Consider the following 23,329-nt stretch of genomic DNA (forward strand, 5'->3'; position numbering starts at 1 on the left):
CCATCTAAATTGTGGATTGAACGATGCAACCGAACCCGACGCTTGACCAACTGCAGATACTGGTTGCGGTGGCCGAGACCGGCAGCTTCTCGGCCGCCGGGCGCAAATTGAATCGCGCGCAATCGGTGATCAGCTACGCTATCGCCAACCTCGAAGCGCAGCTCGGGCTGAAGCTGTTCGAGCGCGAGGGCACGCGTGAACCGCAACTGACCGATGTCGGCAAGGCGACGCTGGAAGATGCGCGACGCATGGTCGGCGTGCTGCAACGCATCCGCTCGCGTGTCGACGGATACCGGCAGGGATTGGAGGCTGAAGTTACGCTGTCGGTCGACGTGACACTACCGTCGCCGGTGCTGGTTCGGGTGCTAAAGGCATTCGAGACGCAGTTCCCGGCAGTGACGCTGCGTCTGCATATCGGCTCGCTTGGCCTGATCCTCGATCATGTTGTCGGCGGACAGGCCGATCTCGGCATCGGGGGGCTTCTGGGTGAGACGGACGTGAATCTGCTTCGCATCGGCTTCATCTCCCTGGTGCCAGCTGCAGCGCCTGAACACCCGCTGGCGCTGCTGCCGAGACCAGTGGCGCTAGAGGATGTCCGCGAACACATCCAACTGGTCGTCTCGGACCAATCCGAGCGTACGCGCGGGCGTGACTATGGCGTCTTCGCCTACCGCACGTGGCGGCTGACGGATGTGCGCACCAAGCACGTGCTGATGCGCGAGGGGCTGGGCTGGGGCGGGCTGCCGCGATGGCTGATTGCCGATGATCTGGCGAACGGCCGGCTCGTCGAACTCGATCTCGAGCCTTACAGCGAAGTCCGCTCGCCGCTCTATGCCATGCATCGCGCCGATCGCAGCCCGAAACCGGCGGCGGCCTGGCTGATCGACCAGTTCAAGCGCCAGCTCGGCTGTTTCAACGAGTTCGAGCCGGGTGAGATGCCTGCGAAGGAGCCGGAGACAGGCCGTCGATCAGCGCCATGAGAACGGCGCGATAGTCCTCGATCGAGGCTCCAGCTTCAATGGCGAGCGCTGCGCGGTCGAAGGCAGCGGCGAGCAAAGCGGTCAGTGCTTCCACAGGCAATCTCTTCATGGAGTGCGACCGCATCGCGGCGATAAGGCCCTCGCGCAGCGAACGGTTGCCATGGCGATTGTCGATCGCATCCATGGCGGCGCGGCCGAGCACGGCCGGGCCATCAAGCAGCAAGAGCCGCGTGCGGCCGGGGGCACGCATGGCAGCCAGATAGGCATCCGAGCCGGCAATCAGCGCATCGTGGGCAAATAGCGAAGGCGGCGACGCGCGTTCGATCTCTTCCGCGATGGCTTGCGCCTCCTGTTCGACCACAGCGGCAAACAGCGCCTGCTTGTCGGCAAAGTGATGATAGAGCGCGCCGCGCGTTACGCCGGTAGCGGCGACGATCTCGGGTGTGCTGGTCTCGGCATAGGATTTTTCGGTGAACAGTTTTCGCGCCGCGGCGATGAGCTCGGCGCGTGTCGCCTCGGTGCGATCGCGGTTGGAGCGGCGAGCGGATCGTTGTTGCATACATGCAGCCTGTATGTTAATGCCCATTTACATGCAGACTGTATGTTATTCGCCGGGAGAAGGAAAGATGAGGACGACGAGCTATTATCCGGTGCTGATGACGAGCGACGTTGCCGGCACGGCAGCCTTCTATGTTGCGCATTTCGGCTTCAAGCCGCTGTTTGAGGCCGACTGGTACGTGCATCTGCGCTCAGCCGAAGACCGCCGCGTCAACCTCGGCATCGTCCAGGGCGATCATGAGACGATCCCGGAGGAAGGGCGGGGCCGCACGTCTGGCCTGCTGATCAACTTCGAGGTCAGGGATCCGGATGCCGTCTATGAGCGGATCACCGCCGCCGGGCTACCGATCCTGCGAACGCTGTGCGACGAACCCTTCGGCCAGCGCCACTTTATCACCAAAGATCCCAACGGCGTGCTGATCGACGTCATCAGGCCGATCCCGCCGAGCCCGGAATTCCTAGCGCAATACGCCGATGGCGCGGCGGGCTGAGCGAGACAGCGGCCGCTGGCAGGAACTGTCCGCAGACGCGACGTGAGGGCGTTAGCCGCGTGGCCGGTCACGCCCTTGCGGTTTATACTTAGGGGTTAATCAACCCTGGGCCTTCTCCATGCGTGAAATCTGCCTTGTCCGCGCACCCTCCAACCTTGGCCTCCGCCCGCTCCGGCCGGGGCATATTCCGGGGACCTGGCGCGCGCCGCAGGCTCTTACCGAAGCCGGCTTGGTCGAGATGCTTTCGCCCGCCAAAGTGGTTGATCTTGATCGGCCCGCCTATAGCACCGAGCCACAGCCGGGCACCCGGCTGCGCAACGGCAACGCCATACGCAGCTTCAATCTCGCACTCGCCGAAATCGTTGCCGGCGCGCTGGGACGAGGCGAGTTCCCGCTGGTCGTGGGCGGCGACTGCGCTGTCCTGCTTGGCGCGCTGGCCGCAGCACGGCGATCTGGTCCGGTTGCGCTGGTCCATGTTGATGGCCACAGCGATTTCCGCCATCCGGGCAATTACGACGTCAACGCCTCACTCGGCTCGGCCGCCGGCATGGACCTTGCGCTCGCAACCGGACGTGGTGAGCCGTTGCTGACCGACTGGCCCGGCATCGCAAGACCGCTTGTCGCGGACGAACAGGTGATACAGATCGGCGAACGCGAGAACCGCAACGCCAACTTCGCGTGGCCGGACATCCATTCGACCGCGATGACGTTGATCGACGTCTTTGCCGTGCGCGAGCTTGGCGCGGCGAAGGTCCTGGACAAGACCTGGAGCACGTTGGCGCGAACCCGGCTGGCCCCACTGGGTGCATTTTGACGTCGATGCGCTCGATCAGACAGTAATGCCGGCAGTGGATTCACCGGGCAGCCCCGGCATCGATCCCGACGATCTCGTCGACATTCTCACGGCGCTGGTGGCGGATCCGCGCTGCACCGGAATGGATATGACCATTTTCGATCCGGATCTCGATCCGACCGGCGAATTGGCCGCGCTGCTGGTTTCGCTGCTTGGCCGGATCTATGCGCCGCGATAGAGCCTGCCCATTCCGATAGGTTCGGGATGGGCTCTATCTTGTTTGACCATGATGTTGTCCGAAAAACCGGTTCCCACTTTTTGCTGCGCTGACCTTCGGTTCGGGATCAAGGTCGAGCACTCAGCTTCGCGCCACTGGCATTACCGTGACCTGAGTAATGCCGGAGCGGCGCACCACCGTGCACAGCGTCTCGTGGCCGATGCGCTCGGCGTCGAGCATGCGCACCAGATCGTCGACACCGGTGACCGGGCGGCCGTCGATGGCGGCAATGATGTCGCCTTCCCTGAGGCCGGCCTTGTCCGCCGGGCTGTTCTTTTCGACGGTGCGCAGGCGCACCGCTGTGCGGCTCGATACTTGCGACAAAAGGGCTGCGCGGCGCGGCAGGTTGGTGGTGTCGGCTGAAACGCCGATGAAGGCACGGCGCACGCGGCCGAAGCGGATGATTTCCGAGATGACGAAATTGGCCGTGTTGGAGGCAACCGCGAAGGCGATGCCTTGCGCACCATGGATCATCGCGGTGTTAACGCCGATCACCTCGCCGGCCGACGACACCAGTGGTCCGCCGGAATTGCCGGGATTGAGCGCGGCGTCGGTCTGGATGACGTCGTCGATCAGCCGGCCGGTGGAGGCACGCATCGAACGGCCGAGTGCCGAGACGACGCCAGTGGTGACGGTCCATTCGAAGCCGAGCGGGTTGCCGATGGCAATTGCAATCTGGCCGCGCCTCAAACGCTTGGAATCGCCAAGCGGCGCAACGTCGGCAAAGTCACCGTCGGCGCGCACCAGCGCAATGTCAGTGTCGGGATCGCGGCCGAGCACGCGGCCTTCCCTGGAGGCGCCGTCCGGCATAGATACGCGCACGCTGCGCGCATCGCCGACGACGTGGAAGTTGGTGACGACCAGCCCGTCCGGCGCGATGACGAAGCCGGAACCATGGCCGCCCGGGCCACCGATGCGCTCGATGCGGCAGACGGCGGGCCCGATGCGGTCGACGGCATCGGCGACCGTCGCCGAATAAGCATCGAGAAGGGCATCGTCATATTGCAATTGCTGAGCGGGCAAGGCCACCTGAGGGCTCCGTTTGGAACAAGATGAACAATGCCTATATGTGCGAAGCGGCCGGACCGGCCGCGACCTGGCCAGATGGCCAGTCAAATGCTCAACTAGCCGTCAGGCGAGTATCCGCCAACACCCTGCCGGGCGATATCTGGGTCACGAAGAACCCAGGAGACAAATCATGAGCGATTTCAATCTGAGCATGTTTTCCGACGCCATTGCCGACATCGCGGCAGCTGCGGCACCAGCGACGGCCAGCTTCGCGACGCACCAGCGGACGTCAACTGCTGTCCACTGGCGGGACGGCTATTTCGTCACTGCCGAGGAGGCGGTCGAGGCCGGCGAGGAGATCGAGCTGACGTTTTCTTCGGGCCAAGCCGTCAAGGCCGAACTGGTCGGCCGCGACCCGTCCACCGGCACGGCCGTTTTGAAACCGGCCGGCGCGCCGAGCGCCCCGTCACTGGTAAAAGCGGAGGCGGTGCGGCCGGGCAATCTGGCAATCATCGCGGGCAATAGTGACGGTACGTCACTCGCCACCTTCGGCACGGTCGGCGAGGTCGGTCCGGCCTGGCGCTCGATGCGGGGCGGCACGATCGACCGGCGCATCAACCTTGCCGTCAATGCCGACGGCCGTTTCGAGGGCGGCCCTGTGCTCGACGCCAAGGGCGGACTGATCGGCATGCTGCTGTTCGGGCCACGCCGGCGGGCGCTGGTCATGCCTTACGAAACGATCGAACGGGCAGTCACGACGCTGCGCGAGAAGGGTCATGTGGCGCGCGGCTATCTTGGCGCCGGCCTGCATCCGGTCCGCAATGGTGATACACAGGGCGCCATGGTGATGAGCCTGGACGATAACGGCCCGGCGAAAGCAGCCGGTCTCAGCCTCGGCGACATCATCGTGTCGTGGAACGCAGAGGCTGTGCATGGCCCGCGCGAGCTGATCCGCAAGCTCGGGCCAGACAGTGCCGGTGCCTTGGTGACACTCGGCGTGGTGCGCGGCGGCGAGAATCGTGAGGTTTCCCTGACCATCGGTGAAAAGCCACTGAGCTGAGGGATAGATGGTAAGCGGTGAGGTCGCTGGCAGACGGTTGACGGTGCTGATCGCGCTCGCTGACGCCGAGCGCGCACGAAGTCTGTCCGCGGCTCTCGCCGCGACCGATGATCTGCGGCCGGTTCTGGCGGGCGACGTCGACGGGCGCGGGGCGGCGGATGTCGCCATCGTCGATGACCATGGAGTACAAGGCGGTCTCTTCGACGCGGCTATGCCTCGCGTGCTGCTATTATCGCGAGCGGCCCGTGAACGGCCGGCCGATACAGTGTTTGCCGTGCTGCCGGTGCAAGCGGACGAGTTGCTGATCGCCGCTGCCGCGCGGCTGGCGGCGGCGGGCTACCGGATTTCGCGCGACAGCCATGCTCTATCCGATCGGCACGATTTTACCTTCCATGACAGCGACCGGTTCGATGAGGAACCGACTGATGGGCACATCGCCCGGCCAACACTTTCGCCGCGCGAAAGCGAGGTGCTGGCGCTGCTGGCCGAGGGCGCGCCCAACAAGGTTATCGCGCGACGGCTGGACATCTCCGTGCACACGGCGAAGTTCCACGTCGCGGCTATCTTGACCAAGCTCGGTGCCGCCAACCGCACCGATGCGATCGCCATCGCCATGCGGCAGGGCTTGGTGCTGGTCTAGCTCGAATTGTCTCAACGCCTACGCAGCGTAACCCGCATGCGGTGGGTTGGGCCTTGCGCGGCGGTTCTCAGCCGCGCAAGGATCGTGTCTTTCTTGTTGCAAGGAGACGCAACGATGTCGCTCAAGGGAAAGACGCTATTCATCTCCGGCGGGTCGCGCGGCATCGGACTGGCGATTGCGTTGCGCGCGGCGCGCGACGGCGCCAACGTGACGATCGCGGCCAAGACCGCCGAGCCGCATCCGAAGCTGCCGGGGACGATCTACACGGCGGCGCAAGAGATCGAGCAGGCCGGCGGCAAGGGACTGCCAGCGCTGTGCGACATCCGTGATGAAGCGCAGGTCGCCGAAGCCATCGCCAAAACCGTGGAGAGGTTCGGCGGCATCGATATTTGTATCAACAACGCCAGCGCCATCCAACTCACCGGCACGCTGGAGACCGACATGAAACGTTACGACCTGATGCACCAGATCAATACGCGCGGCACTTTTCTCGTCTCCAAAACGTGCATTCCATATTTAAGGTTGGCGGAAAATCCTCACATTTTGAACCTGGCACCGCCGCTCGACATGAAGGCCAAATGGTTCAAGAACCATGTCGCCTACACGATGGCGAAGTTCGGCATGTCGATGTGCACGCTGGGCATGAGCGCCGAGTTCGCCAGGGATGGCATCGCGGTCAATTCGCTATGGCCGATCTCTACCATCGACACGGCAGCGGTGCGCAACCTGCTGGGCGGAGCGACGGTGGCAGCGATGAGCCGTTCGCCCGACATCATGGCCGATGCGGCATACGCCATCCTGGTCAGGCCGTCGCGCGAGGCGACCGGCAATTTCTACATCGACGAAGAAGTGCTGCGGGCCGAGGGCGTCAGCGATTTCTCGACCTATGCGCCGGGCGCGACAGGCCCGCTCGCCGGCGACTTTTTTGTGCCGGACGAGGTGTTCGGGCGGACTGATACCAAAATCAAAGCTATCTACTGACGGAAGTATCTACCTACAGAAGTATCCTCAAAAGACCGGCACAGACGCATGCTCACTCCCCGGCTTTCTTGGCTTTGCCCAGGCCCATCAGCCGGTCGATATAAGCAAGCATGAATGCCGAGGCGACGAAGGCCAGATGAATGATGGTCAGCCACATCAGCTGGTCGGTCGTGTAGGAGACCGAGTTCAGGAACACCTGCAAGAGGTGGATCGAGGAGATCGCTACGATTGTCGAGGCGACCTTGACCTTCAGCGAGCCGACATCGATCGTGCCCAGCCAATGCACCTTGCCGTCATTTTCATCGAAGCGGCTGACGAAGTTTTCGTAGCCCGAGATGATCACCATCACCACCAGTGAGGCGACCAGCGCGGCATCGATGAGGCCGAGCATTTTCAGGATGGTGTCGGTGTCATCGAGCGTGAAGGCGACGGGAACGAACTCGAACAGCTTCTTGCCGAAGGACACGGCATAGATGGCAAGTGCCGCGCCCAGTCCGAGATAGAAGGCGACCAGCAGCCAGCGCGAGGCGAGAATGATCGATTCGATGGCAAGTTCGATGCGCTTCATGTGACGGTTCCGGGCTTCTTTGCGGAGCGCCGTATTTCGGGCAGGCTGCGGCGGTTTGCAAGGTCCTAAAAAAACGAAACCCCGCCGGGAGGGGACCGGCGGGGCTCGCGTGTCCCGCTGGAGTCGGGACAGGGCAGGGAACGCCCTGTCCAGAATTTGGGATTGGTAGCCGCGCGTTTCAAGATTGATGACCGCGCGACTCAATGGTTGATCAAATCGCGCGGTTCACATTGCGGTTTATTGGGCGCTGGCCACCGGCGCCACTAGGGGGGTAATCCGGCGGATGGCGACGCGCCGGTTCTCGCGATTGGGTCCCGACGTGTTTACCTTGAGATACTCCTCGCCATAACCCTGCGTCGTCAGGTTCTCCGGCGGGATGCCAAAGGCGTTGGTCAAGGCTTCGGCGACCGCCTCGGCGCGGCGGTCGGACAGAGCGAGGTTCGCTTCCGGCGTGCCGACTGCATCGGTATGGCCTTCGATCAGGAAGGTCTCGGCCGGGTTTTTCTTCAGCAGCTTCTCCATGGCGTTGGCAACACCCTCCAGCTTCTGGACCTCGGTGTCGGAAATCGAAGCCGAACCGAACTCGAAGTTGAGCGTATCGAGGTCGATCCGGCGGGCGATGTCACGCACGCGGGCCGAGCGCTTGACCTCGTCGACCGAATAGAGGCGCTGGACCCTCTCCACCGGCGGCCGTTCGAGGAAGGTGTAATAGTCGTCCGGATCCTCGACCTCTTCGGAATCCAGAATGTACTCCTCTTGCGGAATGGCAAGGCGCATCGGCGGCAGGTCGTCGCCCGGGTCGCGCCAGTCTGCATCATCGTCATAGTAGCGCTCGTCGACATAGCTCAGCACATATTCGCGCCCGTCAGGCGCGATGCGTGAACGCTGGATGACGTCGCCGTAGCGGTTGCGGATAGTGACGATCCGGACACCATTGTCACGCTCGACGATTTCCCGGGTGCGATCGCCCGACAGGTCCTCATAATAGACATTCCTGGCGCCGCGGTGCATGCGCGGGGCATCGCTGCTTTCCACGAAGGTCTGGTTGTTGAACTGCAGGATGACGCGGTCGCCGAATTCCCTGACGACGTTGGCGCCCTGCGGGCGCGGACGGCGGCGAACATCCTCGATGTCGGGCGCACGCTCGACGCGCTTGCCTTTTTCCTCGGTCACCGGAACGATCTTTTCAGGCTTGATCTCCTGCTGGGCTGCCTTGTCGTCGGTAGGTGGCGGTCCCTCCTCGATCGGAGCAGGCTTCGGGGCTTCCACCTGGTTCTCGCCCTGCTGGGCTGGCTGGTTGCCCTGCTGCTTACCGGCATTTTGGCCGCGCTCCTTGCCGGCCTTGCGCTTGCGCAAGACATCCTTCTGGCTGTCCAGTATGGGCGCCTCGTTCGGGTTGGCGGCGGCTTCGCCCTGAGCAGGGAGCCCACCCTCGGCGGGTGCTGCCTGTTCGCCCGTCGTCGTGGGCTGCTCACCGGTTGCGGGCTGCTGTTCGCCGGTCACCGGCTCTTCCACAACGGGCTTCTTGCCACGCTTTTTCGCCTGGTTCTCGGGCTGTTCGCCTTGAGCAGGAGCCGCTTGCTTCTCGGTTGGAAGTGGCTCGGCCTGTGGGAGAGGCTCACCGGCGGGGCGTTCCTTCTTGCGCGGCGCCTGTTCGGCCGGTGCCGCCTCGATCTGCTGGTCTTGCTTGTTCTTCCTCTTGCGCGGATTGACTTGCTCGTTGTTGTCGTTCGCGGGTGCAGCCTGCTCGGCCGGCTGTTCGGCAGGCGCGGCCTCCTGCTGTTGCTGGTCGCGCTTCTTTCCCCGCGGCTTGAGCTGCTGCTGATCGTCGTTCGCGGGCGCAACCTGCCTGGCGGGTTGTTCAGCAGGTGCAGCTTCCTGCTGCTGGTCGCGCTTCTTCCTGCGCGGTTTGAGTTGCTGCTGATCGTCGTTCGCAGGCGCGGCCTGCTGGTCAGCCGGAGCGGCTTCGATCTGCTGCTGCCTCTTCTTCCTTCGTTGATTTCCTTGCTGCTCTTCGCCGGAAGGCGCGAGCTGTTCGGCAGGCGCGGATTCACTCTGTTTTTGCTGCTCGCGCTTGTTCCTGCGCGGCTTCTGCTCGGGCTCGCTCGATTGTTCGGCGGGCGCCGCTTCGGATTGTTTTTGCCGGTCGCGCCTCTTGCCGGGCTTCTGTTCCGGCTCCGACTTTCCGCCTTGAGCGCAAGCTTCGGCCGATTCGCCCTCGGCACAATTCGACTGCGCCGGGATAAACATTGCGCTGTTCCGGGCGGGGCCGAATGCAGCATTGCCTTGCAGCGGGAACGCGCCTAACGGCGCGGACGCCATCAACAGGCCAAGCGCCGTGCCTGCCAGAATCCGTGGTTGGCGTTTCATCATAAACACTCCTTGTGGCGTCCCATCCGTGCCCAAACTTTCAGCAATCATGTTTGGTTCCTGTTTGTAGGTCTTAGCGGTGGTACAGGGCGATTGACCGGCGTTTTGAAGGCGACTTCGTGTCATTCGTATGTTCCTGGCGTATCGTTCGGACGAGGCGCAAGGGTTGCCGTGCTTGACCTTGAGGCGTCCGAGGGCCACATGCCGACAATGGACAAGCCGTTCTGGAAGACCAAGACGCTCGAGGCGATGACCCCGGCCGAGTGGGAATCACTCTGCGACGGCTGCGGCAAATGCTGCCTGTCCAAACTCGAAGACGAGGACACCGGAGAAATCTACTGGACCAGCGTCGGCTGCCGGCTGTTCGACGCTGGAAGCTGCCGCTGTTCCGACTATGCCAACCGGCTGGCGCGTGTTCCGGATTGTGTCGGGCTGACGCCGCAGAATGTGCGCACCATCAGCTGGCTGCCCAAGACTTGCGCTTACCGGCTGGTCGCCGAGGGCCGCGATCTCTATTGGTGGCACAGGCTGGTGTCTGGAAGCGACGAGACCGTGCACGAGGCAGGCATCTCGATGCGCGGCCGAGTCAGCGCGAGCGAGACCGACCTTGCCGAGCCGGACGACTATTTCGACCATATTCTCGCGGACGAGCCTTAGGATTTTATCGCAAAATCGAGAATCCGGAATCGACGGCAAAACGGACGTTGTCCATCCACCATGCTATCCACCCTATGTAGCACCGCCGTCCATAGCACCGCCTTCAGAAGCGAGAGACTATTCCGGTTCTGCCTCATGAACTGGAGATGAATGGCCGGTTCGCAAAAAATTCAGACAGGCGGGTGCATTCTCCTCCCATCGGTTCGACGAAACGGGTGGAAACCCTCAACAAGGAGAGAAGACAATGTTCAACACCATCAAGACGGCGGCTCTTTCGGCTCTTGTCGGCCTTGGCACGCTTGCTGCCATCCCCGCTCATGCTGACAGCATCTATCTCGGCTTCGGCAACAACCAAGACCCGCGCGTCGGCGTCTATGCCGGCGACGAAGATGATGGCTACTATCGCGAACACCGCCGTCATGGCGGCTGGCGCCGGTCCTGTTCGCCGGAGCGTGCCATCGACAAGGCCGAACGCATGGGCCTGCACCGCGCCCGCATCATCGACATCAACCGCCGCACGGTCAAGGTCGCCGGCCGCCAGTATGGCGACCGTGTCGTGATCGTATTCGCCAACGAGCGCGGCTGTCCGATCATCTATCGCTAAGGTCTTCGGGCCTGCGGCCGGTTGACTTGCAGCCGGTAGAGTAGCGGAGCCCTTTCCGCCAGGACGGAAAGCGCGGCTCAAAAACCCCGGAGGATCGATCCTCCGGGGTTTTGCATGCTGCAAGCGATGATCATTTCAATTCGAAAGTCACCGTCACCTGTGCGGTATAGGAATTCTCGCCGGCTTGCACCGGGACCGACGCGCCGGCGGCATCGAATGCCTTGGCGTTGATCGGCATCGGCGGTGGTGCGAAATTCTGGTCGGTGATTTCCAGGACCCGGCCGATGCCGACGCCGGCTGCTTCGGCCAGCGTCTTGGCCTTGGCCATGGCATTGGCGACGGCCTTCTTGCGTGCCTCGGTGACGGCTGCCGCCGGATCGTCGTTGGAGAAGGAGATGCCGCCGCCCTGGTTGACGCCGAGCGACACCGCCTTGTCGAGAATGTCGCCGGTCTTGTCGATGTCGCGGATGCGCACCGACAGCGTGTTGGTCACCTGGTAGGCGACAAGCTCGGCCTCCTGGCTGCCGTCGGGCTTGTTGGTGTAGTTATAGCGCGGGTTGATCTGGATGCCCGCGGTCTGCAGGTCGCGCTCCTTGATACCGGATGATTTCATTGCAGCGATCACCGCGGCCATGGCGTCGTTATTGGCATCGAGCGCTGCACGTGCCGTCTTGGCTTCGCGCATGACGCTGAGCGTCAGCAGAGCCAGATCGGGTGCTATCGCCGCCTCGCCTTCACCGGTGACGACGATACGCGGCGGCGGTGGTGAATCGGCGGCGGCCGCGATCACCGGAAATGCGACTGCGGCGGCAATCGCCAGGGGCAAAATACGTCTGGTCATAAAATCTCCTCGATCTGCGATCCCAAGACAGCCGAGTAGGCGGTGTCCAATGGGTGACGTGCAATAGGTTATCAATATGGGCTGATTTGGGCGATCTCTGCCAGCCCCTTGGAACGCCTGCTCGGAAAGCCCTCGGAAAGCCTTGTGCGGTTCAGGGAAAAACACTAATCCAGCGCCGTGGGGCCTGTAGCTCAATGGTTAGAGCCGGCGGCTCATAACCGCTTGGTTGGGGGTTCGAGTCCCTCCGGGCCCACCATAACCATTGTTTTTATTCACAAAAAGTGCCCTCGGCCCAAAACGTTTTGGGCCCATTATGGGCCCAAAGCAGGACCGTGGTCCCGGTTTGTTCCGACTCGATTTGATTATCTGACGATGCGGAGGTTTGCCCGCCGCTTCATGGCGTCGCGTTTGGCCTCGCGCTCGTTGATGGCACGAGCAATATCAACCGCGATCCGCTTCTTATTGGCCTCACGCACATACTCATCTGTTACCGTCATGGAGGAATGACCCATCGCCTCCATGATGGCGCGCGCCTGGATGTTGCATTCAGCGAGGTAGGTGCCGAAGGTGCGGCGCAGGCCATGAAGCGTGTAGCCGCTTGGAATTCCCGCCTGCCGCGTCCAGTGCTGCATCATGCCGGTCAGGCTCTTTTCCGAGAATGACCTGCCATAGGCGTTCTTTAAGACCGTGCCGCCTCTCGAGCGATCGAGCAGGTCCAAGGCCGTTGCTAGTTTGTCTACGACTGGAATGAACATCTCCCGCCCGCCATGGCGGTTGCGGTTCTTCTTCTGGCGGAAATCAAAGGCCTCGATTAGCACCAGCGAGCCGTCGAACAGTTCGATCTCTTCGGTTAAAAGATCGTCCCACTCAAGAGCAGCGATATCGCCGCGCCGATTTCCAAGCCAGAACCCCAGTGCATAGCAGGTGCGCGCGGCTGTACCGATGGGGTGTCGCTCCTCGAACTTTTCGCGCATCGCAATTGGCCAAGCTGGGTTCTTGGTCGATTTGGGCACCCGCACGCGGATAGATAGCGACGGATCATCCTGCGGCTTGATCCATTTTTCGACATCGGTCGCGACCCATAGAAGCTTCTTGATGGCGACCAACGTGTGTTTGGCGACTGTGCGGTTCGTCCTGAAGATGCCTTCAATGATGGCGCGAAGCCGATCCGCGTCGAGATGTTCAACAGGAGTATTGCGCCAGGTGAGTGGGTAGTTGGGATCGACCGGCAGGTTGAGAAAACGCTCAATCAGTCGCGCATTCTTCTGCTGCGTGGCTTCATCAAAGCCCAACCACTCCATTGTCGTTTCAAGCCGGCGCGCGGCATGACCAAAGGTTTTTGGCAGTGCCCGACCGGGCAAATCGACGATAACTGCCTTCTTGCCTTGACCCTGCGTGGCCTTCTCGTAAGCCGCCTCGAACTCGGGATCGCCGGGCTTACCGGGAAGGCGGATTTCAGGCATGCCCTTTGCGCGGTAGCGATAGATTAGCTTGCCGTTCTTGAGGCGCGAAGATACCCCAGGGTAACGGGCATCCTTAAATGGCCGAGCCATCAAATGCTCCTTTCAGTCCGGGGGACCCTTTCAGACTCGCCCGTAGCGAAAGGGTTTTGCTTTTGATGGCAACGCGCAGGAGCACCGGGTAACGAAACCCTCTTCCTTGCTCTATGCCTTCAAAGGTGCGCCTCGGTATTCCCAGTACCTTGGCCGCGGCTTCGGCAGTAAACCCTTCCTTTGCCCGCCATGCTTTCACGTCTTGCGCAAGTTTCTCATTCTCGTTCACATCATGCCTTCCGCACGGGCTATCATCGTACTACGCCTGCAGCGTATACGCAACGAGCGTAGTTGCTATCTTTTTTCCACGCCCCGTTTGCTTCGTTCCAACAGCTCTTGAAGGCCGCTGTCTTTGTCCGGCAACGAGGTGAAAGCGATATCCAAGGCTACACGATCCCAGACAGCGCGGCTATTGATGCGCTTGGGCTTTGGCATACGCCCATCGGCAACCATCTCGTCAAAAAGCGTCGATCCGACACCGATGTAACGAGCTGCTTCCTCACGAGATAGCCCTCGTGGGGGATACGAGATTGCGTCACTCTTCATGGACGCTGCCTCGGTCCTGATACTCCGGGCGGGTTGGTGTCGAAGCACAAAGCCGCATCCTAGTTGCCATTTCGCTGCGAGCAGATCGTGTTGGGCTAAAATAAGAAGAGCCTCGTTAAGCGGAAGCGGCCTGACTAGCTCGTGCGGCGTAAACTGGTAGCAACGTGTGGACTGTGGATCACGGGAGGAGAGCGTTTCTAAGCGGACTCGTGGGGCAAGTCGGTGGACGGCTACATTGCATTGTGCACGACCGGGGCTAACCACCTGCGACATCCCGCTGGCCCTCTTGCGCACCCTCCCTCAGTGTCGAAATCGGAGCCGTTATCCCGAGGACCGTCGAAAAACCGCCGTCGCAGAGTTGCCACTCTTTGGTGCTGAAACCGATATTTCTAATCATATCGGTTTTAACTCATCGCTCAAACTTTAGATGGAGCAAGGCAATTTCGGCTCGTCGATCGAAGTCGACGAGGGCGCCGCACAACGATTGGCAGCTTTGCGCCAGGAGTGGCGATCAGCGAGCCACTACTCAGACGTCCCGTTTGGGCCGACAGTAGGCGGTCGGGTCTTGGCGAATGAAGATACGAAAGCAGCCGGTCACCGACGTGCTTCGCATGGCGTCCGGCTTCTCTGTTAGGATGTGTTTGAAAGACGATCGCTGCATGGTCCAAGTTTCGCCCTCGACACCAGCTCTCGATCTGGACATTAAGAAAAGTCCGCAGTGTTCGGAAGAATTCCGAACTCTACGGCCGCATCGTCAACGACATTGCGCCTGATCTGATGAGAGACAGGTACACTTTCAAGGACTTGTCGGATTTCGAATACAGGGCTCGCGACGAATCGATCGGGCGGGCGTACATGGGGCACATCTATTGGACGGAGATGCTGTACCGGGCGCATATGGCTTCGGTCGCATCGGTGTTCCGTACGTCCAGGTGGATCAAGGTGGCGGTCCGCGAACATGAGGCGGGAAGTCTATATGGCTGCGCGTCGGCGTGTAGAAGCCTGATCGAATCCGCAGGCGATATAAACCACAGCCTGGGACCAGTGGCCCGGACGCTCGCCTACAACAAGGATGCGATACGAGCCGAGATTTCGGGTCAGGCTGGGGAGCCCATGCTGTCCGCTAAGGAGTTGGAAGACACGCTGATACACTTCACGCATGCCCGGAAGGTGCTGAAGACCGAAAAGACACCGGCAGTCGCAAGGCGATGCAGACCTTCCAGTACGTCGACCACGTGGATGGAATGAAGATTCCCGGCATAAAGCCGTTCCTACGCGAAACTTTGCGAGATCGGTCACCCGGCTGCCGACTCCGTGTCGGTGACCTTCGTTGCCAATGCCGGAGCCTGGATCGTAGACCCCGGCAACGAGATCGTCGTTCTCAAGGCGTTGCTCGCTGAACGGCAAGATACTCTCTCGGGCGTGCTAATGGCGTCGTTCAATGCCCCGCTCTTAATCCTAAGAACCCTTCACGCGTTCGATCTTTTCACGAGGCTGCGTAAGTACCATTTCGATGAAATTCCTGAGTGGAAGAAGATCCAAACCGCGCTGCGATCGTAGGCCATGAGCGGATCGAAAGACGTTCCGCCTTTCGACACGCATGGCGTGGATATTCGGTCTGCTAATCCTTCGAACACTTGCGTTCGGGCCCTCACGTCTCGCATAACTGCCATCACGAGGGGGAGGATTCGATGGTCGAGCAGGTCATTCAGGTCGCGGTGCACGACCTGAAGAGGAATTCCGAGAGTTTTGAAACGGTGTCGGGTAACGCGCACCTCAAGGTCTCGGAAACGGTGGAGCGCGTGGTCGGCGAGCTGCACGCCATGTATGCGAGCCGCGCCTCGAAGTCTCACGGGCGCTTCGCGGCAAGCTCCGACAACTATCCGGCACAGACCTATCTTGACGAGTTCCGGAAGGGCGACTTCAAGGACTTCGCCACGCTCACGGCCAAGCTGATGACGACACTGACCGTTCAGGCGCGCCGAAAGCCCGGGGCGACGGGCGGTCACGTCCTTTTCGCGCATCTCGAGAAGGACGAGCAACGGTTTCTGCTAGTGGCGATCATCAACGACAAGCTCGGTGCGGCGCTCACCAAAAGCTTTGACATCGCGTCAGTCGAACACCTCGACCTCGACGGCTTCCGCTTCGCCGGCCGGATCAACATGACGGCATGGACTAACTCGGCGGACCGTTACATCGGCTTCCTAAAGGGCAAGGGGAACGTCGCCGAGTACTTCAAGGAGTTCCTCGGTTGCGACAGCACCGTTCAGGACCTCGAGGATACCAGGACACTGGTGCGCGTGCTGAACGGTTTCGCCGAGCCGGCGAAGGGCTTCGTGAAGGACAAGCAAGCTTTCCTGCAGAAGGCGTACGACATCTGCCAGCGATACATCCGGGACAACGAGCCTTTGGATCTCGAGACATTCTCCAACGAGCTCTTTCCAGAGAACCCGAAAGAACTCGCCAAATCGCTCGGAGATCCGGATGTCGGACTTGGCGACGGCTTCGTTCCGAAGAAGCGAGCGCTGTCGCCGATGGTGAAGTTCTCCGCGAAGACGCGGCTCTGGTCGGTCGAATTCAATCGGCAAGCCCTTACCGACGGCAAGATCGTCTATAACGACGACAAGAAGACCCTGACCTTCACCGAACTCCCTCCCGACCTGATCGAAAGACTGGAACACGATCAGGAGTAGCGTAGCCTCATGATCACGTTCGACCAGCTGATAGCACTCTACCGCAACACGGAGTTCTCGAAAGATGGCTCCGCGGGAAAGTTGACGGTCCGCGATTACAGCATTGTGGAAACGCTGAAGCAGATTGAAAGCGATGAGAAGGCTTTCGACGACGCGGCATTCACGGTCGACTCAGCGTCGGCGGTCGTCATAGGCGCGACAGTTAGCGTCGAAATCGGCGCTCCACGCACAGGACTTGGCTTCCTCGCGCTCACCCTCGACCGGCTGCTCGAGAACCGTCGCAACCGCATAGCCGAGCCGGAGCGCTATTACCTGATCGAGGAGAGGTTCGCCTACAACGATACCGTCGTTCCCGACGCCGTCGCGCGCTACCGGAACGCATTGCGCCTGGTCCGCACCTTAAAAGAGGCGGCTGCGTTTCTCGACCCGTACCAGGCGGAGATGCTGTTCCTCGGCTCGATCCGGCTGATGGTCCGTGTAGACTTCAGGTCATCGGACCTTGTCTCCGTAAACTCCATACTGGTCGACGAGTTCGAGAACTTCGTCATGCAGAAGGTGCACAAGGACCAGAAGGCTGCGATCGTTGCTACCACGCTCATCGAGACGTGTCGCACCCATCCCGAAGGCGAGCGCTTCAGGTACCTTCTTCGACACTTTCGGGACTTCGTCACAAAGTGCGAGGACAGCTATAGGCTGTTCGCGTCGGAGTTCTCGTACGACAAGATCCGGGGGAAGGCGGAAGAGGCCATCGCGGACTACACCGGTAAGATCCATAAGACATTCCATGACATCCAGAACCAGATAATGGGCATTCCCGTCGCGAGTGTGATCATCGCCACGCAGCTCAAGCCCGCAACTCAATGCGACGTGAATTTCTGGGCAAACCTCGCCATCTCGCTCGGTGCAACGCTGTTCGTTGCCCTCCTGGCGTTTGCCATCGTCAACCAGCTGCTGACGCTGTCGACGATAGACGACGATCTGACCCGACAGAAGACCAAGCTGAAGGGCGATTACTCGGTCGTCGCCGCGGAGTTCCTCCCTCTTTATCGCAAGCTGGAAAACCGGATTACACTTCACCGATTCGTCCTTGGCATCATCCTTGTCGTCTGCGGGCTCGGGGCGCTACTCACCTGGCGCATTTATTTCCAGCTGACAACTCTGATGCCGTGGGCGTGCTGAGAGCGCCGTTCGGGTCACGCCATAGAAGCGAGATTCGTTCGATTGGGGCACTATGGGCCATGTGGTTCACTCGAACGGACTGCCCGCTTTCGGTGAAGGCAAACTCTGCCTGAACGGCCGATTAGAGGCGCGGTGCTGCCGGACAACTTGGCGTGGCCGCGACACGCAAGGTGAGGTTTTTGGGGCGCCTCCCTCATGCGCGCGCTTGGAAGGCTTCGTCTTGAAATACAGCCAGTTGAGAAACGCGTCGGCGTCCGTGAAATCAGCGCCACCGATGCGCCTCCGCAGCGCGTCGATGGTAGCGCACAATTGCGTGTATCGTTCGGCCGACAGCGTTGCGACAGTTGGACTTCGAGGCGCGCCAATGCCGATCGCCGCTAGGGCGCCGGAGGTATTGCCGTTGAAGACAGCGTACCGCTTCGGGGCGAAGGTGCAGAGAATCGCCGTGATCATATTCACGCCCACGCCAGGAATACCGAGCGCTAGCTGACGCATCTGCTCGTAACCCCGTTCTGGCGCGAGTTTGGCTGCCTTCCTGCCCGCGGCGAACAGTGTGATCGTCTTCTTGGGATGATCGAGTGCCGCCGACCCTCGTCGATGAATGTCGCCGGAATGCCAGAGATGTTGATAAGGCTCTCTTGAAGAAATCAGATTGCTTAGATTCTCTGCGAAGACGCTCCTCATTTCCTTCGAAATCCTCGGCGCGTTGCCGAGATCCGCGATCAATTGCTGAACCTTCAATGCCTTGTCCCGATCGGTCCGGCGCTTCGCCAGCGCGGAACGTTCGGTCTTGTCTGCGCGGTACTGGCGGAGGAAGCCATTCAAGCGCCGCAGATCGAACTGTGCGGCGAAGTTGTCTTCGAGCTCTTTCTCAAGTTTGCGTCGCAATCGCTCGGCGTCTTTGTGTCGCGAGGCATATTGCCCAAGCACCAGGTCATCGAGTTCTTGGAAGCTGCCGCTCTCACGAAAATCGGCAAAGGTGACTTTCAGATCCGACGACAGTTGTTCGTCCGAGTTCACGGTCGCCAGGATTGAAATTTCATCGTTTGTTGTCAGGGCGCCGGTCGTGAGGTTCGCTGACCCGATCAGACACCGAACCTGGCCTTCGCTTCGTCCGACATAGGACTTCGGGTGAAAGGTTGCGGTCTTGCCGTTTGCAAGAAACATTTCGAAGGCCCCGAACCGCTTCTTTATTGCGAGCAAATGCGCGAGCGCCTTTGGCTCGGTGATGTAGAAATCAGTACCGAGGAAAGCTTCAATTTTAGCGCCCTGCTTCAGGCGTGCCTCTAGGAGCAGCCCGATGATCCGTGCGCCACCCTCTTTTAGGAAGGCGACGGCGATGCTGATCTGCTCAGCGCCCTCCAAAACATGGGCGACAGCGGTCCGATGATCATCGGACGCCTTGTTCTGGATGAGTCGCATGCCGGTACATCCCCCTCAATGGCAGAATCCGCCGTCTCGAGAATAGCGGCTACCGTCCGATTTACCGCCATCTAATAGATATCCGTGTGCGTCAATTGCAACGATGTTCGAGATGTCCGCCGACAATTGTAACGAAACCTCGGATAGACTGCCGGCAGCTCACGAGCCAGGTAACAGACGACGGCTTTCGGGAACGGATGGGGGCACTTTATACGACCGATATGGCGCATTGCAGCCCGTCATTCTTGGGGCCGATAGCGGACTGGAAGCTTCGGGCCTCGGATCTTCCATAACGGACCTTCAATTCGGTGCGAGTATCTTCGTGACGTGACCCGAAGCAGACGCTTCAACAGGCCTGCTTTCGGGCCAACCGGCTAGAAAGTTCTACCTTGAACTCTGAGTGAATTCCCCGACTTTCCTGAAACACGACCTTCGCCCTGCCTGCGCAGATGGGCGATCGAGCCATATTGGCCAGCTTGGCGCTAGCCAAGCTGCGATTTATTTTCTCGAGTTTGAAACGGATCTCTGTTAACTGATAAGGGATTCGGAGAATCTCATGTCGAATCAGACCGTCGCAAGCCTATTTTCGGGAATTGGTGGATTCGAGGTGGGTTTCGCCAAAGCGGGCCTAAAGACGTCCCTGATGTGCGAAAAGGATTCTGCGGCACAGGCCGTCTTGCGAAGCCGCTTTCCGGAGATCAGTCTTGTCGACGATGTCACGGCCATGCCTCGTCTTCCCAAGTGCGACGCCCTTGTCGGTGGCTGGCCTTGCCAGGATCTCAGTCAAGCTGGACGGATGGCTGGTTTGGACGGCAGCCAGTCCGGGCTGGTGTCGCACGTGTTCAGGTTGCTCGACGCTACACCGAAGAAGCCGAATACTATAGTTCTCGAAAACGTTGCGTTCTCCCTAAATCTGCAGAAGGGCAAGGCAGTACGGTACGTTACCGCCGAGCTAGCCGAACGCGGCTACCGCTGGGCGTACCGCGTGCTGGACACTCGGGAATTTGGGCTTCCGCATCGACGCCGGCGCATTTTCATCGTCGGCATGTTGGAGGGTGACCCCGGAAACCTCCTCTTCGACGGTATCGACCGCGTAGCGCCCGCAAGCGATTGGGCGGCCAACATCGGATTTTACTGGACTGAGGGCAATCGTGGCGTGGGTTGGACCCCTGATGCAGTACCACCCCTAAAAGGGGGCTCCGGCCTAAGCATACCTTCACCGCCTGCTATTTGGACGGTGGAAACTGGACTGTTTCAGACGCCTGGCATCGAGGATGCGGAACGCCTTCAAGGTTTCCCCGCTGGCTGGACGGCGGCTGCCCGCGACACCAATAAGGGCGAGCGCGGGCGCTGGCGCCTTGTTGGCAACGCTGTGAGCGTGCCTGTGGCGACCTGGGTCGGACAACGTCTGGTGGCCTCGGAAGCCCACAGCCTTGCCTATCAGGAACACGGTACCGAGACGCTTTCCCAGCACAACGCGGCGTGGGGTGGCCCTAAGCAGACTTCACGCTACATACCTGGGGCGGGTGAAGGACCGGCAGACGAACGCCGCGTCTCGATCGCGAGCTTTGGCTTGAACGATGCACAGACATTATCCGTCCGCGCCGCCGAGGGATTTCTTCGCCGCTACATGAAGAGTGGGCTAACTAAGAACCAAGACTTCGCGCAAGCACTGGCGACCCACTGCGGTCTCGAAGAAGTACCCGCCTAAACGCGGCGGTAGTGCTGCCTTGTCTTGTAGCGCTCAAGCCCCTTAATGAGCGAGACCATGAAGATCCTTGTCCGTCGAAACTTCTCGGTAATGTCCTGAGTGCTGAATTGGGAACCGACGGTCTCGAACGTCTCGGCGCCATGAGCAAGTGTGTTGCGCATCTGTCTTATAAGGACCAGGTCGGAACCGCCGAGGCAAGATCGCGGTGGTCGCCATCGGCTTTCGATCCGCGCGACGAAGCGTAGCAATTCCTCGTTGTCGACATTTCCGGAAAACGGCAGACGGCGCAGGTCTGATTTCCAGTCCACGACCCCAGGCGCGAACCTGGCCACGTCGCGGATGAGGCTGTCGTGGTTGGCGCCCTGGGTGAGCCGGTCGCGGAAGTGAGCTCGGGCTATCTCTTCCTGCCAGTAGTCTTTCAGAGCCATAAAGCCGCCACCGCCTGCCAGGATCTCCTGTCGCAGCCCTACCAACGCCTCTCGGGAACCGAACTCTATGCAGTTGTACATCATGATGAAGGCGGAGGCGCGGGACGCCGTGATCGCCGCCGTTGCGCGGTAGAAACTGCGGCCGGGTATGTTGTAAACACGCTCCAGCGACTGCAGAGACTTTAGGTACTCGGACACGTCCTGCGCGCGGACGCGAAAGCGTCCCTCAACGCTCATACGGACGGCCGAGCAGGCTGTCGCGGACGTATTCGATACGCCCCCGGAGCTTCGGAGCACTGTTGCTGGCGTCCGTCCGCACCAGCTCCTCGAACTGCTTCGACCGCAGCCATGCATCCGATGGCGGCCTTAAGGCCGGATCGCTCCGTAAGGCGAGCGCCGTTCCAACGGCAATGGCTTCGAAGCGGACACGAGGAACGCGTTTCCCTCCATCCGGCCGATAGAAGGCCTTCGGATAGTACATGCGGATAAACTGCATTGTCCGCTCGAATTCGGCGCCCATCTCCGAGAGCCGCGCTTCGTCAGTGGACTTGTTCAGCTTGTCCATGTTGGAGTCGAGGAATTTCCTGACATCGTGGCGGAACGCCAGGTAGCGGTCGCAGTAGATGAAAAAGCGCGTGACTAGCTCTTGACGCTCGCTGCGAGCGTCGACGCCCTTGGCCATATGGGGCGTCAAGCTCTTAAAGAGGTCTGATGCAGCCCTTTCAATCACCAGATCGAGGAAGGCACCGCGGTAAACGCCTTTCCGTATTTCGGCGTCTTCAAGTCGCTTTCCTGATGTGTTGAGGCGCCTGAACAGCTCAACACGGGTGCTTTCGTCGGTTCCCTGGTCCAAGACGAACGAACGTATTGGCGTGTTGTTGAGACGCCGCTGCACCGAGGGCGGCAAATCGGCGAAATGATATCCGTTCAGTATGTCTAGCTTCTCGAGACCTCTCAGCGCGAACCCATCCCGCAAATATCGTACTAGGCTTCGGATCCGTTGCGAGCCGTCAACGATCTCCAAGCGCCCCTCGACGTCATAGAGGAATACCGGAGGAACTGGGACCCTGAGGATGAGGCTCTCGATGAAATAGGAGCTTTGCTCCTCGTTCCAAGCGAGGCTTCGCTGATACTCCGGAACGTAGATGTCCCCTTCCGTCTCGGCCTCATCGCGAAATTTCGAAACCACCAGTTCGACGGAAAAGTCCGTAACAACGTACCGAGCCTCCCGGCGCACATCATCGACGATCGCAGCCACTTCGTCCGGGTCTGCCAACTGCAGTAAAAGGTTCGACATAAGGTTTTGGTCCCGACAAGATGCATAGATGTCAGATTCTTGGCATGATCGCTAGCGAGGCAGAGAATCGGAACCCTGCGTCGCTCGCCCAACACTCGGCGCCGTGAGGAAAATGTCTTGACGGCTTTCGGTGAGGATGGTCAGATACTGGACGCAGAGTTCGAGGTCGAAGAAACGGCCATCGGGGTCGACATCGTGCTTCACTCGAATGGCGGCGTCTCCCGAGGCAAGCCCGCCTACAACCCGGACTATATCGCGACCCTTGAAACCATCTTAGCCCGCCTCGCGGTGCTCGGTGGCAATCTTGAGGGGGCGTGGGTCGACAGTAAGGCCCTCGCCGACCTCGACCCGAACGACCGTCGAGTTAAATTGGAGACGGCCGACTATCCCATTCGTCTATCCGACGTTTCCGATATCGGCGAACTCAGATTGCAGATCCGCCGGAGCGTTTCAACGATCGGAAGGTCGGAACGTCGATCTGCCGGCACCGGCAATAAAAGTTACGACTAGCGGTATCTTTCGACATCCGCCCTTCTCTTCCGAGACTAGAGCGCGTCCTGTTTAATCCGGTTCATATCCTGCGGCTTTGAAGTAGTTGGCACATTCGGCTGTGGTGAAGAGGTCGACGACCGCGCCGACCGTGTCCCACAACGCCTTGATGGTTCTCTCGGC

26 protein-coding genes, 1 tRNA gene and 1 pseudogene are annotated in these 23,329 nt (G+C 60.5%); 16 read left to right on the forward strand and 12 right to left on the reverse strand.

The window, feature by feature from the left end; translation table 11 throughout:
• The first annotated feature begins 23 nt into the window (after positions 1–23).
• Positions 24–980 (forward strand): LysR family transcriptional regulator, encoded by a 957-nt coding sequence (locus NMG46_RS26860; protein ID WP_254820356.1) that lies wholly within the window; start codon positions 24–26, stop codon positions 978–980.
• On the opposite strand, the gene NMG46_RS26865 is transcribed toward NMG46_RS26860, so the two are convergent.
• Complete coding sequence (locus tag NMG46_RS26865) at positions 913–1,539, reverse strand: TetR/AcrR family transcriptional regulator (protein ID WP_254820357.1); 627 nt, start codon at positions 1,537–1,539, stop codon at positions 913–915. The two genes, NMG46_RS26860 and NMG46_RS26865, sit on opposite strands and share 68 nt — an antisense overlap.
• Before the next feature lie 67 nt (positions 1,540–1,606).
• On the opposite strand from NMG46_RS26865, the gene NMG46_RS26870 reads away from it, so the two are divergent.
• From NMG46_RS26870 to NMG46_RS26880, 3 genes are all read left to right on the forward strand, one after another.
• The gene (locus tag NMG46_RS26870; RefSeq protein ID WP_254820358.1) at positions 1,607–2,029 is read left to right on the forward strand and encodes a VOC family protein; all 423 of its coding nucleotides are present in this window, start codon (positions 1,607–1,609) and stop codon (positions 2,027–2,029) included.
• 118 nt (positions 2,030–2,147) lie between these two features.
• Positions 2,148–2,843 (forward strand): arginase family protein, encoded by a 696-nt coding sequence (locus NMG46_RS26875; RefSeq protein ID WP_254820359.1) that lies wholly within the window; start codon positions 2,148–2,150, stop codon positions 2,841–2,843.
• Positions 2,833–3,060: an arginase family protein gene (locus NMG46_RS26880; RefSeq protein WP_254820360.1), complete on the forward strand. Its 228-nt coding sequence runs from the start codon at positions 2,833–2,835 to the stop codon at positions 3,058–3,060. The genes NMG46_RS26875 and NMG46_RS26880 overlap by 11 nt, the downstream gene beginning before the upstream one ends.
• Before the next feature lie 120 nt (positions 3,061–3,180).
• On the opposite strand, the gene NMG46_RS26885 is transcribed toward NMG46_RS26880, so the two are convergent.
• Positions 3,181–4,128: a trypsin-like peptidase domain-containing protein gene (locus NMG46_RS26885; protein WP_254820361.1), complete on the reverse strand. Its 948-nt coding sequence runs from the start codon at positions 4,126–4,128 to the stop codon at positions 3,181–3,183.
• 169 nt (positions 4,129–4,297) lie between these two features.
• Between NMG46_RS26885 and NMG46_RS26890 the strand changes: the two genes are divergently transcribed.
• The 3 genes from NMG46_RS26890 (at position 4,298) to NMG46_RS26900 (ending at position 6,788) form a co-directional block, all read left to right on the forward strand.
• Positions 4,298–5,167, forward strand: coding sequence for a S1C family serine protease (locus NMG46_RS26890; protein WP_254820362.1), 870 nt, complete (start codon positions 4,298–4,300; stop codon positions 5,165–5,167).
• A 7-nt stretch (positions 5,168–5,174) separates the two neighbouring features.
• Entirely contained in the window at positions 5,175–5,807 is a 633-nt protein-coding gene (locus NMG46_RS26895) for a helix-turn-helix transcriptional regulator (protein ID WP_254820363.1), read from the forward strand.
• Positions 5,808–5,921: 114 nt separating this feature from the next.
• A complete protein-coding gene (locus NMG46_RS26900) occupies positions 5,922–6,788 on the forward strand; it encodes an NAD(P)-dependent oxidoreductase (RefSeq protein ID WP_254820364.1) in 867 nt (288 codons plus the stop codon).
• A gap of 52 nt (positions 6,789–6,840) precedes the next feature.
• On the opposite strand, the gene NMG46_RS26905 is transcribed toward NMG46_RS26900, so the two are convergent.
• Together NMG46_RS26905 and NMG46_RS30065 are read right to left on the reverse strand one after the other, a co-directional pair.
• Entirely contained in the window at positions 6,841–7,356 is a 516-nt protein-coding gene (locus NMG46_RS26905) for a TIGR00645 family protein (protein ID WP_254820365.1), read from the reverse strand.
• A gap of 237 nt (positions 7,357–7,593) precedes the next feature.
• On the reverse strand, positions 7,594–8,859 hold the full coding sequence (locus NMG46_RS30065; RefSeq protein ID WP_352477771.1) for an OmpA family protein: 1,266 nt from the start codon (positions 8,857–8,859) through the stop codon (positions 7,594–7,596).
• 75 nt (positions 8,860–8,934) lie between these two features.
• Here NMG46_RS30065 and NMG46_RS30070 point away from each other — a divergent pair, with 75 nt between their 5' ends.
• The 3 genes from NMG46_RS30070 to NMG46_RS26920 all read left to right on the forward strand — a co-directional run bounded on the left by NMG46_RS30070 (position 8,935) and on the right by NMG46_RS26920 (position 10,987).
• A complete protein-coding gene (locus NMG46_RS30070) occupies positions 8,935–9,663 on the forward strand; it encodes a hypothetical protein (protein ID WP_368389324.1) in 729 nt (242 codons plus the stop codon).
• Between the two features lie 273 nt (positions 9,664–9,936).
• Positions 9,937–10,383 (forward strand): YcgN family cysteine cluster protein, encoded by a 447-nt coding sequence (locus tag NMG46_RS26915; RefSeq protein WP_254820372.1) that lies wholly within the window; start codon positions 9,937–9,939, stop codon positions 10,381–10,383.
• A 244-nt stretch (positions 10,384–10,627) separates the two neighbouring features.
• Positions 10,628–10,987, forward strand: a complete 360-nt coding sequence (locus NMG46_RS26920; protein ID WP_254820367.1) for a hypothetical protein — start codon at positions 10,628–10,630, stop codon at positions 10,985–10,987.
• Between the two features lie 130 nt (positions 10,988–11,117).
• Here NMG46_RS26920 and NMG46_RS26925 read toward each other — a convergent pair whose 3' ends face one another.
• Positions 11,118–11,828, reverse strand: a complete 711-nt coding sequence (locus NMG46_RS26925) for an SIMPL domain-containing protein (protein ID WP_254820368.1) — start codon at positions 11,826–11,828, stop codon at positions 11,118–11,120.
• A 180-nt stretch (positions 11,829–12,008) separates the two neighbouring features.
• Here NMG46_RS26925 and NMG46_RS26930 point away from each other — a divergent pair.
• Positions 12,009–12,084: transfer RNA gene (locus NMG46_RS26930), tRNA-Ile, on the forward strand.
• 106 nt (positions 12,085–12,190) lie between these two features.
• Here the strand turns inward: NMG46_RS26930 and NMG46_RS26935 are convergent.
• From NMG46_RS26935 to NMG46_RS26945, 3 genes are all read right to left on the reverse strand, one after another.
• Positions 12,191–13,381 (reverse strand): site-specific integrase, encoded by a 1,191-nt coding sequence (locus NMG46_RS26935; RefSeq protein WP_091595079.1) that lies wholly within the window; start codon positions 13,379–13,381, stop codon positions 12,191–12,193.
• Positions 13,365–13,610 carry a DNA-binding transcriptional regulator gene (locus tag NMG46_RS26940; protein ID WP_236387255.1) on the reverse strand — a complete coding sequence of 82 codons (246 nt, stop codon included), beginning with the start codon at positions 13,608–13,610 and terminating at the stop codon, positions 13,365–13,367. Before NMG46_RS26940 ends, NMG46_RS26935 begins: the two co-directional genes overlap by 17 nt.
• Positions 13,611–13,675: 65 nt before the next feature.
• Positions 13,676–13,927 (reverse strand): AlpA family transcriptional regulator, encoded by a 252-nt coding sequence (locus NMG46_RS26945; RefSeq protein WP_091595315.1) that lies wholly within the window; start codon positions 13,925–13,927, stop codon positions 13,676–13,678.
• 1,314 nt (positions 13,928–15,241) lie between these two features.
• Here NMG46_RS26945 and NMG46_RS26950 point away from each other — a divergent pair.
• The 3 genes from NMG46_RS26950 (at position 15,242) to NMG46_RS26960 (ending at position 17,799) form a co-directional block, all read left to right on the forward strand.
• On the forward strand, positions 15,242–15,487 hold the full coding sequence (locus NMG46_RS26950; RefSeq protein ID WP_126034262.1) for a hypothetical protein: 246 nt from the start codon (positions 15,242–15,244) through the stop codon (positions 15,485–15,487).
• Positions 15,488–15,618: 131 nt separating this feature from the next.
• On the forward strand, positions 15,619–16,620 hold the full coding sequence (locus NMG46_RS26955; protein WP_091595086.1) for a nucleoid-associated protein: 1,002 nt from the start codon (positions 15,619–15,621) through the stop codon (positions 16,618–16,620).
• Positions 16,621–16,629: 9 nt separating this feature from the next.
• Positions 16,630–17,799, forward strand: a complete 1,170-nt coding sequence (locus NMG46_RS26960; protein WP_091595088.1) for a hypothetical protein — start codon at positions 16,630–16,632, stop codon at positions 17,797–17,799.
• Between the two features lie 66 nt (positions 17,800–17,865).
• Here the strand turns inward: NMG46_RS26960 and NMG46_RS26965 are convergent, their stop codons facing one another.
• Positions 17,866–19,221: a hypothetical protein gene (locus NMG46_RS26965; protein WP_091595090.1), complete on the reverse strand. Its 1,356-nt coding sequence runs from the start codon at positions 19,219–19,221 to the stop codon at positions 17,866–17,868.
• Between the two features lie 556 nt (positions 19,222–19,777).
• Between NMG46_RS26965 and NMG46_RS26970 the strand changes: the two genes are divergently transcribed.
• The gene (locus NMG46_RS26970) at positions 19,778–20,932 is read left to right on the forward strand and encodes a DNA cytosine methyltransferase (protein ID WP_091595092.1); all 1,155 of its coding nucleotides are present in this window, start codon (positions 19,778–19,780) and stop codon (positions 20,930–20,932) included.
• Here NMG46_RS26970 and NMG46_RS26975 read toward each other — a convergent pair.
• Both NMG46_RS26975 and NMG46_RS26980 read right to left on the reverse strand, forming a co-directional pair.
• Entirely contained in the window at positions 20,929–21,597 is a 669-nt protein-coding gene (locus tag NMG46_RS26975) for a hypothetical protein (RefSeq protein ID WP_091595094.1), read from the reverse strand. The two genes, NMG46_RS26970 and NMG46_RS26975, sit on opposite strands and share 4 nt — an antisense overlap.
• Positions 21,587–22,657: a DUF262 domain-containing protein gene (locus NMG46_RS26980; protein WP_091595096.1), complete on the reverse strand. Its 1,071-nt coding sequence runs from the start codon at positions 22,655–22,657 to the stop codon at positions 21,587–21,589. The genes NMG46_RS26975 and NMG46_RS26980 overlap by 11 nt, the downstream gene beginning before the upstream one ends.
• A gap of 117 nt (positions 22,658–22,774) precedes the next feature.
• Here NMG46_RS26980 and NMG46_RS26985 point away from each other — a divergent pair, with 117 nt between their 5' ends.
• Positions 22,775–23,167: a hypothetical protein gene (locus tag NMG46_RS26985; RefSeq protein ID WP_091595098.1), complete on the forward strand. Its 393-nt coding sequence runs from the start codon at positions 22,775–22,777 to the stop codon at positions 23,165–23,167.
• A 51-nt stretch (positions 23,168–23,218) separates the two neighbouring features.
• On the opposite strand, the pseudogene NMG46_RS26990 reads toward NMG46_RS26985, so the two are convergent.
• Positions 23,219–23,329: pseudogene (locus tag NMG46_RS26990) on the reverse strand (IS630 family transposase); the annotation flags it as partial.

The sequence above is a fragment of the Mesorhizobium sp. LMG 17147 genome (assembly GCF_024297145.1).
GTDB lineage: Bacteria > Pseudomonadota > Alphaproteobacteria > Rhizobiales > Rhizobiaceae > Mesorhizobium.